The sequence below is a fragment of the Streptomyces sp. NPDC002588 genome (genome assembly GCF_040295925.1).
GTDB lineage: Bacteria > Actinomycetota > Actinomycetes > Streptomycetales > Streptomycetaceae > Streptomyces.
Genome location: NZ_JBEOWF010000003.1, coordinates 118,858 through 132,732, shown reverse-complemented (window position 1 = coordinate 132,732; position 13,875 = coordinate 118,858). Strand labels below are relative to the sequence as shown.

The window sequence follows — 13,875 nt, the reverse complement described above, 5'->3', positions numbered from 1 at the left end:
CTCGCGAAGGGAGGACTCGGAACTCACCCCGGACCGTATCGGCGCCCGGGCTGCTGTGCATGCGTTTCCGCAGTTCACGGATCTGCCTGATGAGAAAATACGCCGCAGGCTAACCCACGTTCCGAGCACGGAACAAAGTGCGGGGTGAAGTTCGGCCCCAGGGGAATTCAACCGCAGCGGATCGTGCATACGCGTGCGCATCAGGGGTACTGGGAAAGCTTTTCGCCAGACGGATCGGGCCAGACGGATCCAGACGGATATCAGGGGATGTCGGGGAAGTCGGAGCCGAGCAGAATGCGGTCGCCCGAGGGCTGTCCCGTAATCCCCGGTGGATCACCACGGGAACGCCCCCCTCGGCCGGCAACCCCCAAGCCGGATCGAGGAGTTCGTCGGCCGGGTCGTACGCCCCCACCTGCACACGCGCCCTGAAGACGCGCGCGCCCGCCTCGACGGCCACCCGCACGTACGCCTCGACGAAGGCCCGTACGCCGAACTCCCTTAGCAGGGCCGTCCGTTCCGACTCCTGGGCGCAACAGCCGTGCGGCCCCGCGGGCGGGGTGTCGTACCGGAGCAGGAGCCGACCGCCGGACACGTACTGCGGTTTCAGTAGTCGCTCCTCCGGATGCGGGAGACCGCAGTGCCAGTAGTGGCATGACGACGCGGGGGCCTCCGCCGGGACAGCCTGGGTGAGCAAGCGACAGCAGATGTGGAGTTCCCCGACGTGGCTACTTTTCTGTATCGACTGGGCCGACTGGCCTTCCGGCGGCGCGGTTACGTCGCCTTGTTGTGGCTGGCCGTACTGACCGCCGTCGGACTGGGGGCCCTCCAGGCGCCGGGAGCCTCCGACGAGGAGTTCTCGATGCCGGGCATCGAGTCCCAGAAGGCGTACGACCTGATGCAGGAGCGCTTCCCGGGCGCTGCAGCCGACGGCGCCACCGCCCGCGTGGTCTTCGTCGCCCCCGACGGGCAGAAGGTCACCGCGGCCGCCCACAAGCAGGCGATCGAGGAGACCGTCGACGCCCTGGGCGACGGCTCGCAGGTGGCCGGCGTCGCGGATCCCTTCACGGCGAAGGCGGTCGGCGAGGACGGTACGACCGCCTACGCCACCGTCACGTACAAGGTGAAGTCCTCCGAGGTCACCGACGCCAGCCGTGCGGCGCTGGAGAAGGCCGCCGACCGGGCCCGGGAGGCCGGCCTGACCGTGGAGGCGGGTGGCTCCGCCATGGACAGCGGCGGCGGCCCCGGTGGCGTCGCCGAGATCATCGGCCTCTCGGTGGCGGCCCTCGTGCTGCTGGTCACCTTCGGCTCACTGGCCGCCGCCGGGCTGCCGCTGCTGACGGCGGTCCTCGGCGTCGGCGTGAGCATGTTCACGATCGCGGTGCTGGCAGACGCCCTCGGCCTGTCCACGAGCACCGGCACCCTGGCGATGATGCTGGGTCTGGCGGTCGGCATCGACTACGCGCTGTTCGTGGTCTCCCGTTACCGCGAGGAGCGCGCCAAGGGGCGTGCTCCGGAGGAGGCGGTGGGTCTCGCGGCCGGCACGGCCGGGTCCGCGGTCGTCTTCGCGGGTCTGACCGTGGTCATCGCGCTGGCCGGCCTGACGGTCGTCGGTATTCCGATGCTGACCAAGATGGGCCTGACCGCCGCCGGCGCGGTCGTCGTCGCCGTGGTCATCGCCCTGACCGTCGTGCCCGCGCTGGTCGGCTTCTGGCCGAACGCCGTGCTGTCGGGCGCCGTGCGCAGGCAGAGGCGGGGCGGCCGGGTGCTCCGGTTCGGCAAGCCGTCGGGGCGCGGTGAGCGTGACAATCGCGGAACCCGCTGGGCCCGCTTCGTGCTGCGCCGCCCGATCCCCGTCCTGCTGCTGGGTGTCGTGGGCCTCGGCGCCCTCGCGATCCCGATGACGCAGTTGGAACTCGGCATGCCGGGCGACGAGGCCAAGGCCGCCTCCACCACCGAGCGCCGCGCCTACGACGCCCTCGCGGACGGCTTCGGCCCCGGCTTCAACGGCCCCCTGACCATCGTGGTCGACGCCAAGGGTGCCGACGACGCCAGGACCGCGGTGAGCACGATCAACCGGAAGATCGCCGCCACTCAGGGCATCGTCTCGGTCACCACGCCCCGTTTCGACGAAGCCGGCGACACGGCGGTGTTCACCGCGACACCGTCCACCAGCCCGACCGACGAGAAGACCGGGAACCTCGTCAGGACCATCCGCGGTGAACGCCCCGGCACGGAGTCGGCGGCCGGAGCGTCCTTCGAGGTCACCGGCACCACGGCGCTGAACATCGACATCGCCGGGAAGGTCCAGGCGGCGCTGGTGCCGTATCTGGTCACGATCGTCGGTCTGGCCGTCGTCCTCCTGCTGGTGGTCTTCCGGTCGGTGCTCGTCCCGCTCAAGGCGGCGCTCGGCTTCCTGCTGTCGGTGCTCGCGGCACTGGGCGCGGTCGTCCTGGTCTTCCAGCAGGGCCACGGAGCGGGCCTGTTCGGGGTGGAGCAGACCGGGCCGGTCATGAGCCTGATGCCGATCTTCCTCGTGGGCATCGTCTTCGGCCTCGCCATGGACTACGAGGTCTTCCTCGTGTCGCGGATGCGGGAGGCGTACGTCCACGGTGAGTCCGCCGGGCAGGCGGTCGTCTCGGGGTTCCGGCACAGCGCCCGGGTCGTCGTGGCCGCCGCCCTGATCATGATCGCCGTGTTCGCCGGCTTCATCGGCGAGAGCGACTCCATGATCAAGATGATCGGTTTCGGCATGGCCGCCGCCGTGCTCCTCGACGCCTTCGTCGTCCGGATGGCGATCGTGCCCGCCGTCCTCGCCCTGCTGGGCGACCGGGCCTGGTGGCTGCCGAAGTGGCTGGACCGGCTGCTGCCCCGCGTCGACGTCGAGGGCGAGGCCCTCACCCGGCGCCGGGCCGACGCCGCGGCCCCCGGATCGGACCCGGACCCCGCCCCCGACGAGCCGGTCGAGGCGCGCCTCTGAGCGAGTGCCCCCGGCCGTCCCGGGGCCGCCCGTGGCGAACGCCACGGGCGGCCCCCACGGCGTTGTCGGCCGTCCCTCGTCCACCATGGGGCTCACGCCCATCCTCCGGAGAAACAGATGACCACCAGCCTGGAGCGCTACACAGGGCGCCGGCACACCGCCACGGACGTGATCCTGGCCCTCGGGCTGCTCGGCTGCGTGACCCTCGGCGCCTCCATCGCCATCCCCGGCATCAGCGGGCCGAGCGTGGAGTGGCCCGCCGAAGTCCTGGCGGCCATCGCCTGCCTCGTCCAGTTGAAGGCACGCACCCACCCGCGCACCGCCGTCGTCGTGGCCACGGTCTGCACGGTGATCACCGTGGCTCTCGGCTACCTGGTGACACCACTGCTGCTCGCGCCCCTGATGATCGCTCTCTACCGGCTGGCCGCCGGCACCGACCCCAGGACGACTCGCCTGTACGGTGCCGTGACCATGGCCGTGGTGGTCATCGCCGCCGTGTCCGACCGGCCCACGACCGAGATGCTCCTGCTGCGCAGCGTCGGCCCCGTGCTGTGGCTGATGCTGCCGCTGGTCGGTGGCGGCCGGGACCGCCTGCGCCGGGACTACACGGAATCCGTGCAGGCGCGCGCCGCGTACGCCGAGCGCACCCGGGAGGAGGAGGCCCGGCTGCGGGTCGCCGAGGAACGGATGCGGATCGCCCGCGACCTGCACGACGTCGTGGCCCACCACATGGCCGTCGCCAACGCGCAGGCCGGCACCGCCCGCCACCTCGCGCCCACCCACCCGGAACAGGCGCAGAAACTGCTCGACGAGCTGACCGCCACCACGTCCTCCGCGCTGCTCGAACTCCGGGCCACCGTCGGGGTGCTGCGCCAGAGCGGCGACCCGGACACCGACTCCCTGGAACCCGCCCCCGGCCTGGACCGCCTGCCCGAGCTGATCGCGACGTGCGAGACCGCCGGCGTCGACGTCACCGTCACCACCGAGGGAGAGCCGCGGTCCCTGTCACCGGGCGTGGACCTGACGGCGTACCGGATCATCCAGGAGGCCCTCACCAACGTCACGAAACACGGCGCGGGCCAAGGGGCCCGCGTCCGGCTGACGTACTCCGACTCCCGACTGCTCGTCTCGGTCACCAACGACGGGACCACCACCCCCTCGTGGGTCCCCGGCGGCGGCTACGGTCTGATGGGCATGCGTGAGCGTGCCCACTCCGTCGGTGGCGACCTGCACGCCGGCCCGCGCCCCGAGGGCGGCTTCGAAGTCGCCACCGCGCTGCCGCTGCACCCCCTCGCCCCGGAAGAAGACGAGGCAACCCGTTGAGCATCCGTGTCCTGCTCGCCGACGACCAGGCCCTGCTGCGGGGAACCTTCCGGCTGCTGATCGACTCCTGCGCCGACATGGAGGTGGTGGGGGAGGCCGCCAACGGCCAGGAGGCGGTGGACCTGGCCCGTACCCACCACCCCGACATCGTCCTGATGGACATCCGTATGCCCGGCACGGACGGTCTCGCCGCCACCGCCGCCATCTGCGAGGACCCCGGACTGGCCGGCACGCGGGTCCTCGTCCTCACCATGTTCGAGACCGACGAGTACGTCGCCAGGGCTCTGCGCGTCGGCGCCAGCGGCTTCCTCGGCAAGTACGTCACCACCGACGCCCTGCTGGCCGGCATCCGCACCGTCGCCGCGGGCGAGGCACTCCTCTCGCCCGGTGCCACCCGCGCCCTCATCACCCGCTTCCTCACCGCACCCGCCCCGGGCGCCCTCCTCGCGCCCCCGGAGCGCCTGAACGACCTCACGCCGCGGGAACGCGAGGTCACCGTCCTCGCCGCCCGGGGCCGGTCCAACGACCAGATCGCCGAGGAACTCGTCCTCAGCGTCCTGACCGTACGCACTCACATTCAGCGCGCCCTGACCAAGCTCGGCGCACGCGACCGCGCCCAACTCGTCGTCATCGCCTACCAGACAGGACTGGTGCGGCCCACCTCCCGGTGGTCCTGAAACGAAGGATCGTCGCAACGGAGCGAACGCCCAGGCGGGCAGTGCGAGGCCGGGCCTCCACCCGGGCGAAGAGAGGACGCCGGGTGGACACGTCGCCCCATCCGGCGAACCCCTGCGGGGGCGGCAACGGCGGAGCTCCACCGAGCCATTTCGCGTACTCAGCCCTCCAGCCAGTCTCCCGGCACCGAGTCCCGCAGTCGTCCCAGTGCCTCCTCCGTGCGGGCCCGGACATTCAGGCAGAAGCCGTCGAGTTCCCGGAGCAGGACATCCTCGCCGGCGAACCAGCGCATCTCGCGTCCCACGCTCGGAAGTTCCTGAAACAGCCGCTCCAGTGCGACGTCCTCGGCATCCACCTCGAGGAAGTCGGTGAACCCGGCCTCGAACAGCACCACCTCGGACATGACCATCTCGAGGCAGGCCACCGTCAGGCTCGGCTCCCAGGGCTCCCACCGCTCCTGCGCCTTCGCGGCGAGATCCGCACGAATCACGGTGCCGGGATCGTCATGCTCCAGTTCCTTCAGCAGGACGCCCCAGGACGCGGCACCCTGATTCTCCAACCGGTACACGAGCGCGCCGTCGGTCACATACAACTCGTCAGGCCTGAGCAGCCTGTCGTGATTGCTGGTGAGGTCGGTCCGCCGCCCGAGGAGCAGGTACGCCTCACGAAGCGCCGTCGGCAGGACCAGGCCGAGACGCCGCTCCGCCGTCTCCACCTCGACATCGCTCCAGCCGTCGCCCGGCTGGAGCGGCTGCTGCCAGTGGGCCGCGAAGTCGGCGACGAATCGCCAGGCCTCTGCACGGTCGTGCAACGCTTCGGACAGCCGGCTGTGCATGTCGAAGGTCTCATTCATGCCCGCACCCTACGGCGGGGCACGGACACCGCCGGTTCGAGGGGCGGACATCGAACAGCAAGCTCGCCCGGCAGGTCAGACGTCGGGTTCGGCGACGTAGGTGAAGGATCCGGTGGAGGTGCCTCCGGGGCTGCTCACGGTGACGTCGAAGGTGCCCTCCTGGCCACTGGGCGGGGAGGTGGCGGTCAGCGAGGTGTCGGAGACGACCGTGAAGGCCACGGGGGTGCCGTTGAAGGCGACCTGGTCGGTGTCGGCCAGACCGGTGCCGGTGAGGGTCACTTCGGTGCCCCCGGCCGTCGGTCCCGTGCCGGGGGTGACGCCGGTGACGACGGGCGGGGCGAGGTAGGTGAAAACAAGGCCGTCGGCACGCCCGCCGGGGGTGACCACCGTGACGGGGGCCGTACCGGGCGCCGGAGCACCGGGTCCGGCCGGAGTCCGGACGATGAGCTGCGTGTCGGAGACCTTCTGGATGACGGCCCGGGTCGATCCGAAGTGCACATCGATGGCTCCGGCCAGATTGCGGCCGGTGATGGTGATGCCCTGGTCGCTGCCGCCGGCGGGGCCCGCGGCGGGGCTCAGGCCGGTGAGGACGGGGGACGGCCGGTAGTAGAAGGTTCCGAGAGTGCCGGTTCCGCCGGGGGTGGTGACCGTGACGGGGACGGCACCGGATCCGGCGGGGGCCGTGACGGTCAGCGAGGTCGCGGTGTTGGCGGTGACGGCGGCCCGAGCGGTGCCGAAGAGCACGGCGCTCGCGTCGGCCAGGTGATGCCCGGTGAGGGTCACGGTGGTGCCGCCCGCCGTGGAGGCCTGGTCGGGGATCACGGTCGTCGCCATGACACCGACGGTTCCCGCGGCGTTGTTGGTCACATAGGCATGGGTCCCGTCGGGGGCGACCGCGATGCCGGTGGGTCCGTCTCCCACGCCGATGTTCTCGACGACGGTGTGGCCGGCCGTGTCGATGACACTCACCGTGTCCGGCTCGTAGTTCGCCACGTACGCATGCCTGCCGTCGGGGCTCACCGCCACGATGCGCGGCTGCGCGCTGACGCCGATGACGGCGCTGACCGTCTCGGTGGCGGTGTCGATCACACTGATCGTGGAGTCGCCCACGTTGGTGACGTAGACATGGGCCCCGTCGGGTGCGGCTGTCAGCAGGATGGGGTTGATGCCGACGGGGATCGAGGCGGTCACGGTGTCGGTGGCGGTGTCGATCACGCTCACCGTGTTCGACATGAGCGACGCGACGTAGACGCGTGTCCCGTCCGGGGTGATGGCGACGCCGATCGGCGCGCCCGGGACCGGGACGGTGTCGATGACGGTGTCGGTGGCGGTGTCGATCACGCTGACCGTGTCCGCGGGCTGCACGGACACATAGGCGCGAGCGCCGTCCGGTGAGAGGGCCACCACTGACGCTCCCGCGCCGACGGGAATGTCCGCGGTGACGGTGTTCGTGGCAGTGTCGATCACGCTGACGGCACCGTCGGTGTTGAGGACCACATAGGCCCGGGTTCCGTCCGGACCGACCGCCGTGAAGGTCGGGCCGGCACCGGTGGGGATGGTGTGGGTGACGGTGCTGGTGGCGGTATCGATCACACTCACGGTGTTCGAGGCCCGGTTGGCCACGTACGCGCGGGTCCCGTCGGGGGTGAGAGCAATGCCCTGGGGCTCGGCTCCCACGGGGATGGTGGCTCCTGAGACGAACGTGGCGACACTGGACCTGGGACCGCGCGCTCGCACGAGCTGCGGGGACGGCGACGTCAAGGTGACCATGACACTCCTTGGGACAGGCGGGGAACTCTCCCCGCGCACACGGAATGTCTGCTCCACCGCATGGGCCGACAGCGGGCAGGCGACCGGCAATTAGGGCCGGAGAATTGAACACACTTGTCGATGAAATACCCTTCGGGGACGGATTTAACATTCGACAGAAAAACTATGATGGAATGACGATCCTGTTTTTCGGGGATTGTCTCCGAGGGACTGGATGTCGCGGGAATTCTCCCCGCGCGCGTCGAACGCGGCCCGAACACCTTGAGCGACCGGACAGCGCCCGGTGACCCGGCGGGCAACGTTCGCCCCGTCGCGCGCACCGACGACTTGAACGATCCGGTCGCGTAGGCTGGCCCTCAGCGCTTAATCGTTCTAGAGGTCGGACACCACTTTTGGGTGACGCCCCTCGCGGGCAGGGGTGTCTTCCGAGTGAGAGGGAGTGTGCCGGCATGGGCCGTTCGGGCCGGGTGACGTTGAGCGACGTGGCCAAGGCGTCCGGTGTGTCGCGGGCGACGGTGAGCTTCGTGCTGAACGACGACCCTCGGCAGACGATCTCGGCGGCCACCCGGGAGCGGGTCATGGAGGCGGCCCACGACCTGGGGTACGTCCCGCACGGCATCGCCCGCGCCCTGCGCGAGGGCTCCTCGCGCATCGTCGTGCTCAACGTCGACTGGGGCATGGAGGGCAACTTCTCCCGCAGCTATGTACGGGGTCTGGACGAGGAACTGGCCGAGCACGACCACATCCTCCTGGTCCGGCACGGCCACTCGATCCCGGAGGCCACCCAGAAGGTGCTGGACACCATCGCGCCCCGGGCCGTGCTGCGGCTCGGCGAGGTCTACATGCGGGGACACGAGCCGATCGAGGAGGACTGGGAGAACGGGTTCGCGGCCAACGCCGCGCTGCAGATCGGCCACCTCGCCGAGCGGGGGCACACACGGATCGCGATGGCCCTGCCCGACCACGAGTTCCCGCTGACCGAGGCCCGGCTCGGTTTCGCCCGGGAGGCGGCCCGGCGGCTGGGTCTGCCGCCCCTGGCGCATTTCGTCGTGCCGCGTCCCCGGGAGGCCGGCGCGGCCGCCGTCGAGACGTTCCTCGCGGCCCACGCGGACGTGACCGCCCTGGCCGCCTTCGACGACGACATCGCCCTGCGCAGTCTGACGGCCCTGCGGGACCTCGGGCGCCGGGTGCCCGAGGACGTGGCCGTGATCGGCTTCGACGAGACGGAGTACGGCTCCCTGTCCACGCCCGCGCTCACGACCGTCCACATCGACGCCGAGATCCTCGGCCGGATCGCCGCCCGCAACGCCCTGGGCATCGACAGCGGGGGGCTCGCGCCCGTGCCCGGCCGGATCGTGGTCCGCGCGTCCGTCTGACTCCGCACGCGGGCCGGGGCGACCCGGCCCCCGGGCCTCCTGGGCCCGCTCGTCCGCGCGTGCCTCTAGGGCGTGTTTCGAAAGTCCCGCCTGCCTGGCGGCGTCTGGCACGCGCGCTCGCCGCGTTGTCGGGCGCGCCCCGATACAATCCAGTATCGGGGCGACCCTCCGCCTTGCGATCGCACGCACCAGACGCCGCCAGGCCTGCCCTTCGGGCAGACGACGCTACTTTCGAAACACGCCCTAGTCCGCACCCGCCCTGCGCCCGCGCGGCAAACGATCTTCGCCGAGCCCGTCGCCGTCGCTCTCGACCTCTGCTACGGTCCCACTTAACCGATCTAGTTGCCTCTTCGTGACCGGACGAACGAGGATACATCTGAACGATTCGGGCGGCTTCGACTTCTTCGCCCCTTGCCCTGCACCCCACCGACGCGTGGTGCGTGCCGCGGCGTTCCACGGCCGGACCGGACCGGGTCGCCGGAGAAGCCGAAGCGCCCGGGCAGGAGGACCGCCGTGGACATGGCCGAGGCTCAGCGCAGCACCTACGAATCGGTTCTGCGGCTGAGGGACGCCCCCTTCGTCGCCGAGCGGCCGGCATACTTCAGCCCGGCCGCGGCAGCCCAGGACGAGAGCAATCCCCAGGGCGCCTACGCCCCGTTCGCCCAGATCCTGCTGCCTCTCGAGTACACCGGCTGGATCGAGGAGTGCGCCGCGCACGTCACCTCGTGCTACCTCGGCGACTGGTCCAGCCTGCACAAGGTCGTCGTCCGGGGGCGGCAGGCCCTGGACTTCCTCGCCTGGCTGGGCATCAGGGACCTGTCCCGCTTCGAACACGGGCAGATCAAGCACCACGTCCAGCTCGACCAGAACGGCCTGGTGGCCTCCGAAGGGATCCTGTGCCGCCTGGACGAGGAGGAGTTCCTGTACACGGCAGGCAGCGGGGACTGGCTGATCTGGCAGCTGAGCCAGGGGAGTTGGGACGCGGAGGTGGAGGACGTCAGCCCCGACCGGTTCATCTTCGGCGTCCAGGGACCTGCGGCCCTGGACACGCTGGAGAAGCTGACCGGGGACAGCCTGCGCGACATCGCCTTCAGTCGCAGCAGGATGTCGCGGATCGACGGCGTCCCGGTGCGGGTCCTGCGGACGGGCATCTCGGGCGAACTCGGCTACGAACTGCACGGCCCCACCGGGCACGCCAACGCGATCTGGTCGGCCGCCGTCGAGAGCGGCCGCCCCTTCGGGCTCCGCCAACTGGGCCTGCGGTCGCAGCCGGTGCAGCACATCGAGGCGGGAATCGCCACGAACGGCCTCGACTACCTTCCCGCCTCCATCCTGACCCCGGGCGCACCGAGGCAGTTCAGGAGGGGCACTCCCGGAGGGAGCTTCGTACCGGAGAACGGCGTCACGGACTACTTCCGCAAGCCTGCCGAACTGGGCTGGGGTTTCCGCAAAGGTGTTCCCGACCGTGACTTCCTGGGCCGTGACGCGCTGGCCGCCGACGCCGCCGAGGGGGAGCCGCGGCGGACGCTCATGGGCCTGCGCTGGAACGCCGAGGACGTGTCCGGCATCCTCACCGCGCACCTCGGCGGGGGCGAACTGCCCGACCCGATGGAGGTCCCGCGCGGCCGTGGCCCGGTCTTCGACCAGGTCCTCGCCGGCGGACGGCGGGTGGGTGTGTCCACCGGCCGGACCGTCAGCGTGAACCTGCGGGCCACCCTCTCCCTCTGCGTGATCGACGAGAACCACGCCACTCCCGGGAACGAAGTCGTGGTGCTGTGGGGGCGGCCGGGGACCGCGCAGCGTGAGGTCCGGGCGACAGTGGCCGCGTTGCCCTTCAAGCCGGACCGGCGGCGGATCGACGTGTCGGCGCTGTGAGACGGTCGTCGCCTCGGCGACACACCTGCGCACCGTGCCGCTCGCACCGGTACTGGTACCGGTGCCGAACCCGAACCGCCCGCCGCGCCCACGGCGGGCGGCCGTACCCTTTCCGACGTGACGCTCTCCCAGGTGAACCCCTCCGACGTGGACGAAGAGCTCTCCGGTGCCGCCGGCCCGGACTCCGCGTCAGGCCCGCAACTGCGCCCCCAGTCGCTGCTGCTGGCCTTCTTCGGCGACCACGTCCTGGAGAAGGGCCCGCTGTGTGTGTACTCGGGCAGCATCATCGACGTCCTCGGACGCGTGGGAGTCGGTGAGCAGGCCGTCCGCTCGACCCTGACCCGCATGGTGAACCGCGGCCTGCTGCAACGGCAACGGCAGGGGCGGCGCATGTACTTCGGTCTCACCCCGCACGCGACGCAGATCCTGCAGAACGGCCGCACACGCGTCTGGCACACCAGCGCGGTCGACGACGACTGGGACGGATCCTGGACCCTGCTCGGCTTCTCGCTTCCCGAAGCCTGGCAACGGCAGCGCCACGACCTGCGCTCCCGGCTCACCTGGACCGGTTTCGGCCCCCTCTACAGCGGCCTGTGGATCGCCCCGGGCGACGTCGACATCTCCGGGATCGTCGCCGAACTCGGCATCGCCGCCCACGTCAAGATCTTCCACGCGCGCGCCGACGTCGCCACCGACATCGATGTGATGATCCGTGACACCTGGGACCTGGCGACGATCGCCGCCCGCTACACGGCCTTCGGGGAACGCTGGGCCGCTCACCTCGGCGATCCGGCCGGCGACCCGCTGGCCATCCACCTTCGCCTGGTCGCGGAGTGGCTGGGCACCATCCGCACGGACCCCCGGCTCCCCGCCAGGCATCTGCCGCCCGACTGGCCCGCCCGGGCGGCCGAGGACACCTTCGGGCGCATCGCGGAACAGACGGGTGGACCCGCCCGCCGGGTGGCCGCCGAACTGTTGGAGACAACACCTCTGGAACCGTCCTGAGGGCGCTCGAACCCTCCTCGCGGCGGTCGGGATCAGCGTCGCCCGGAGAGCCCTTCCGGAATCGGGTCGAGCCGCAGCCGCAAGATGGTGCTGTCCGTTCCGGGGTTCGCCCGGCATCCCGCCGCGGAGGGTGCCGAGGAGGGAGATGAGGAAGGGGAGGGGGAATCGGAGGAGGTGGCCGGGGGCCAGGGCTGCGGTGACCGGGCCGAGCTGTATCCGTTCTCCTTCGTCCACACGGCGGTGAGTCCGGAGGCGAGGAAGGCGGTGAGTACGGCGGCCATGATCCACTGCCATCTCGTCCGCGCGGGGAGCGGCCCCGCCGCAGGCACGGCGGCCTCCGCGCGGGTCGCCGCGCCCGTCTCGGGCAGGACCGGTGCCGGTGCCGACGCGCAGTCGGGGCGGGCGCTTGCCTCCTGGTGGAGCCCCAGCGCCGCGGTGAGCTCCTGTGGCGAGCGCCCCAGTATCTCGTGCATCGCGCGGATCACATCGGGCCGGGCGAGAGTCGGCCGGACCCGGTGCAGATAGCGCGAGAGCATCTCCTGACTGATCTTCACACCCCGCCCGGTGATCCGTCGGGCCAGCGCCTCCTGGGTCATCCTCCCCGGCGCTTCCTTCCACCAGCTCCTCAGTAACTGGGCGAGTTCGCGTCGCGGTCTGTTCTCACACTCGTCGCGCAGAGCACCCATTGATGCATTCCCCCTGGAACCCCGTGCATCACCCCTGCTCGGCAGCGTGCATAGGGAGTCGTGTGTGCATGAATCAGCCGAACCGGCACGGGTGTTGAGCCCGCCGGAGACGTAGGGACACGGTTGTGGCGCCCCCCACCAGATGATGCGGCCTCCTTCCGTCGTACGGCTTCTCGATTTCCCGAAGGAGACGGGACTGTGCCCCCGCACGCACCGTCTCGTGACGACCGCGCATCCGCTCCCGCACGCGATTCCGACAGGAAAGGAACCGACCATGTACGACGAGACGAAGAAGCAGCACCGGCGTCACCTCGCCTCCGCGGCCCTCCTCGCGGCCGCCCTCGTCGGTGGCGCCCTGGCCGCCGCTCCGGCCGGGGCTGCCACGCCCCGGTCCGCTGAGGCGGCCTCCGTCGCCGCCCAGGCCGCTTCCTGGCCGACCGTCAGGTCCGGCCAGCGGGGCGTGGACGTGACCACGGTCCAGCTGCTGCTGACGGCACGGGGTTACTCCACGGGGGCCGACGGCGTCTTCGGCCCGGACACCGTCTCCAAGGTCAAGGCGTTCCAGCGGGCCAAGGGGCTGGCCGCGGACGGCGTCGTCGGTCCCAACACCTGGGCCAAGCTGATCGTCACGGTCAGGACGGGCTCCCGGGGCAACGCCGTCAAGGCCGCCCAGCGCCAGCTCACCGACAACGGCTACGCGCTGACCGCCGACGGCGTCTTCGGCTCGGGTACCGCCGCGAAGGTCAAGGCGTTCCAGCGGGCCAAGGGACTGACGGTGGACGGGGTCGTCGGTACCAACACCTGGGCCAAGCTGGTGAGCGGTGGCGGCAGCGGCGGCGGCACCGTCACGCTGAAGTTCGACAAGAACCCGTCCGACCAGACGAATTCGAAGCTGTACGTGCTCCGGGGCAGCACCGTGGTCGCCAGCTACCGCGCCGGCTCCGGCACGCGCGAGGACGAGTGCGTCAGGAACAAGGGCTGGCTGCCCAACGGCTCCTACAGCATCGGCATGCACTCCAAGACGTACAACGGCAGTCTGATCAAGGGCTATGTGATCCGGCTCGCCGACAAGAAGTGCACCAACGGCACCTCGCGCACCGAACTGTTCATCCACAGCGAGATGACGCGCACCGGCGGCCAGGGCAGCATCGAGCGCGAGAGGTGGACCGACCGCAACCCGGTCGACTTCTACTCCAACGGCTGCATCAAACTGCGGCCCAACGACATCAAGGCCCTGTTCAAGGTGCTCGACCAGGTCGGCTGGCCGAAGACGCTGAAGGTCGTCAGCTGATCCGCCGCGCACCGCGCGGATGACCGGCGGCCGGGACGCTCGTG

Annotated in this window: 10 protein-coding genes and 1 pseudogene; 7 read left to right on the top strand and 4 right to left on the bottom strand. The window is 70.8% G+C overall.

Annotation, left to right across the window (positions count from 1 at the left end):
* Window positions 1-307: 307 nt before the first annotated feature.
* A pseudogene (locus tag ABT057_RS05195) lies at window positions 308-526 on the bottom strand (amidohydrolase family protein); the annotation flags it as partial.
* A gap of 195 nt (window positions 527-721) precedes the next feature.
* Here ABT057_RS05195 and ABT057_RS05190 point away from each other — a divergent pair.
* The 3 genes from ABT057_RS05190 to ABT057_RS05180 all read left to right on the top strand — a co-directional run bounded on the left by ABT057_RS05190 (window position 722) and on the right by ABT057_RS05180 (window position 4,977).
* Window positions 722-2,977: an MMPL family transporter gene (locus ABT057_RS05190; protein WP_352341082.1), complete on the top strand. Its 2,256-nt coding sequence runs from the start codon at window positions 722-724 to the stop codon at window positions 2,975-2,977.
* Window positions 2,978-3,094: 117 nt separating this feature from the next.
* Window positions 3,095-4,300 carry a sensor histidine kinase gene (locus ABT057_RS05185; RefSeq protein WP_352341081.1) on the top strand — a complete coding sequence of 402 codons (1,206 nt, stop codon included), beginning with the start codon at window positions 3,095-3,097 and terminating at the stop codon, window positions 4,298-4,300.
* The gene (locus tag ABT057_RS05180) at window positions 4,297-4,977 is read left to right on the top strand and encodes a response regulator transcription factor (RefSeq protein ID WP_352341080.1); all 681 of its coding nucleotides are present in this window, start codon (window positions 4,297-4,299) and stop codon (window positions 4,975-4,977) included. The genes ABT057_RS05185 and ABT057_RS05180 overlap by 4 nt, the downstream gene beginning before the upstream one ends.
* 158 nt (window positions 4,978-5,135) lie before the next feature.
* Here the strand turns inward: ABT057_RS05180 and ABT057_RS05175 are convergent, their stop codons facing one another.
* Window positions 5,136-5,828 carry an SMI1/KNR4 family protein gene (locus ABT057_RS05175; RefSeq protein ID WP_352341079.1) on the bottom strand — a complete coding sequence of 231 codons (693 nt, stop codon included), beginning with the start codon at window positions 5,826-5,828 and terminating at the stop codon, window positions 5,136-5,138.
* Between the two features lie 75 nt (window positions 5,829-5,903).
* The gene (locus ABT057_RS05170; protein ID WP_352341078.1) at window positions 5,904-7,505 is read right to left on the bottom strand and encodes an IPT/TIG domain-containing protein; all 1,602 of its coding nucleotides are present in this window, start codon (window positions 7,503-7,505) and stop codon (window positions 5,904-5,906) included.
* Between the two features lie 542 nt (window positions 7,506-8,047).
* Between ABT057_RS05170 and ABT057_RS05165 the strand changes: the two genes are divergently transcribed.
* The 3 genes from ABT057_RS05165 (at window position 8,048) to ABT057_RS05155 (ending at window position 11,854) form a co-directional block, all read left to right on the top strand.
* Entirely contained in the window at window positions 8,048-8,974 is a 927-nt protein-coding gene (locus tag ABT057_RS05165) for a LacI family DNA-binding transcriptional regulator (RefSeq protein ID WP_352341077.1), read from the top strand.
* A gap of 519 nt (window positions 8,975-9,493) precedes the next feature.
* Window positions 9,494-10,849, top strand: coding sequence for an aminomethyl transferase family protein (locus ABT057_RS05160; RefSeq protein WP_352341076.1), 1,356 nt, complete (start codon window positions 9,494-9,496; stop codon window positions 10,847-10,849).
* 147 nt (window positions 10,850-10,996) lie between these two features.
* Window positions 10,997-11,854: a PaaX family transcriptional regulator gene (locus ABT057_RS05155; RefSeq protein WP_352341226.1), complete on the top strand. Its 858-nt coding sequence runs from the start codon at window positions 10,997-10,999 to the stop codon at window positions 11,852-11,854.
* Between the two features lie 32 nt (window positions 11,855-11,886).
* Here ABT057_RS05155 and ABT057_RS05150 read toward each other — a convergent pair whose 3' ends face one another.
* Window positions 11,887-12,450, bottom strand: a complete 564-nt coding sequence (locus tag ABT057_RS05150; RefSeq protein WP_352341075.1) for a hypothetical protein — start codon at window positions 12,448-12,450, stop codon at window positions 11,887-11,889.
* A gap of 364 nt (window positions 12,451-12,814) precedes the next feature.
* Between ABT057_RS05150 and ABT057_RS05145 the strand changes: the two genes are divergently transcribed.
* Window positions 12,815-13,831 carry a L,D-transpeptidase family protein gene (locus ABT057_RS05145; RefSeq protein WP_352341074.1) on the top strand — a complete coding sequence of 339 codons (1,017 nt, stop codon included), beginning with the start codon at window positions 12,815-12,817 and terminating at the stop codon, window positions 13,829-13,831.
* Window positions 13,832-13,875: the final 44 nt, after the last annotated feature.

What these genes read in the sequence shown, in the direction of transcription:
- ABT057_RS05185 (WP_352341081.1), top strand. Translation starts at nt 3,095, where the DNA reads ATGACCACCAGCCTGGAGCGCTACACAGGGCGCCGGCACACCGCCACG.
- ABT057_RS05175 (WP_352341079.1), bottom strand. Translation starts at nt 5,828, where the DNA reads ATGAATGAGACCTTCGACATGCACAGCCGGCTGTCCGAAGCGTTGCAC.
- ABT057_RS05165 (WP_352341077.1), top strand. Translation starts at nt 8,048, where the DNA reads ATGGGCCGTTCGGGCCGGGTGACGTTGAGCGACGTGGCCAAGGCGTCC.
- ABT057_RS05160 (WP_352341076.1), top strand. Translation starts at nt 9,494, where the DNA reads ATGGCCGAGGCTCAGCGCAGCACCTACGAATCGGTTCTGCGGCTGAGG.
- ABT057_RS05150 (WP_352341075.1), bottom strand. Translation starts at nt 12,450, where the DNA reads ATGACCCAGGAGGCGCTGGCCCGACGGATCACCGGGCGGGGTGTGAAG.
- ABT057_RS05145 (WP_352341074.1), top strand. Translation starts at nt 12,815, where the DNA reads ATGTACGACGAGACGAAGAAGCAGCACCGGCGTCACCTCGCCTCCGCG.